The sequence below is a fragment of the Thauera sp. WH-1 genome, from assembly GCF_047806685.1.
Taxonomy (GTDB): Bacteria; Pseudomonadota; Gammaproteobacteria; order Burkholderiales; family Rhodocyclaceae; genus Thauera.
The window spans coordinates 1-1223 of record NZ_JBLQGP010000064.1 but is presented as its reverse complement, the minus strand read 5'-3'; the positions used below and the strand labels follow the sequence as shown (position 1 = coordinate 1223).

Genomic DNA, 1223 nt, shown 5'->3' with positions numbered 1-1223 from the left:
AGCGCCGTGTCCTCGATCATGTCCTCCTGGCCGCCGACCATGCCGCGCCGGCCCATCTCGACCAGGATCTCGCGCGCCGGCACGCCGTACTTCTTCTCGGCGCGCTTGGCGAACAGCAGGAAGGAGCCATACACGCCGGCGTAACCCAGCGTGAGCGCGTCGCGGTCGATGCGGATCGGGAAGTCCATGATCGGCACGACGAGGTCCTCGGCCACGTCCTGGATCTTGAACACGTCGACGCCGGTCTCGATGCCCATCAGGTCGCACACCGCGATGAAGACTTCCAGCGGGGTGTTGCCCGCGCCCGCGCCCAGGCCCGCGGCCGCGGCGTCGATGCGGGTGGCGCCCACTTCGAGCGCCGCCAGGCTGTTGGCCACGCCCATCGCCAGGTTGTGGTGGCCGTGGAAACCGAGTTCGGTCTCGGGCTTCAAGGCGTCGCGCACCGCAGCCAGGCGCGCCTTGACGGTGTCGGGTAGCAGGTGGCCGGCCGAGTCGGTGACGTAGATGCAGTTGGCGCCGTAGCTTTCCATCAGCTTGGCTTGCGTGACCAGCCCTTCGGGGCTGTTCATGTGCGCCATCATCAGGAAGCCGACGGTGTCCATGCCGAGCTTGCGGGCCATGCCGATGTGCTGCTCGGAGACGTCGGCCTCGGTGCAGTGGGTGGCGACGCGAATCGTCGACACGCCCAGTTCATGCGCCATCTTGAGGTGATCGACCGTGCCGATGCCGGGCAGCAGCAGCGCCGAGACCTTGGCCTGCTTCATCAGCGGGATCACGGTGCCGAGGTATTCCTCATCGCTGTGCGCCGGAAAGCCGTAGTTCACCGAGCTGCCGCCCAGGCCGTCGCCGTGGGTGACCTCGATCAGCGGCACGCCCGCCTCGTCCAGGCCGCAGGCGATGGTCTTCATCTGCTCGAGCGTCATCAGGTGGCGCTTGGGGTGCATGCCGTCACGCAGTGTCATGTCGTGGACGGTGATCTTCTTGCCGCGAAGTTCCATGTTCATCTCTCCTTGTGGCCGGGGCGCTCAGGCCACCATCGTGGCGCGGTTGGATTCGAGCTTCAGACGCCCGGCGAGGATCTCCTCGGCGAACATCTCGGCGGTGCGCGCACCGGCCGCGGTCATGATGTCGAGGTTGCCGGCGTACTTGGGCAGGTAGTCGCCCAGGCCTTCGACTTCCAGGAAGACGGAGACCCGATTGCCGTCGAACACCGGGCCATTCAC

1 protein-coding gene and 1 pseudogene are annotated in these 1223 nt (G+C 66.8%); both read right to left on the bottom strand.

What is annotated here, in order from left to right:
- Nucleotides 1–998 (bottom strand): 4-hydroxy-2-oxovalerate aldolase (gene dmpG, locus ACMV5O_RS21285; protein ID WP_416165309.1); only part of this gene is annotated, 998 nt, incomplete at its 3' end.
- Between the two features lie 27 nt (nt 999–1025).
- A pseudogene (locus ACMV5O_RS21280) lies at nt 1026–1223 on the bottom strand (acetaldehyde dehydrogenase (acetylating)); the annotation flags it as partial.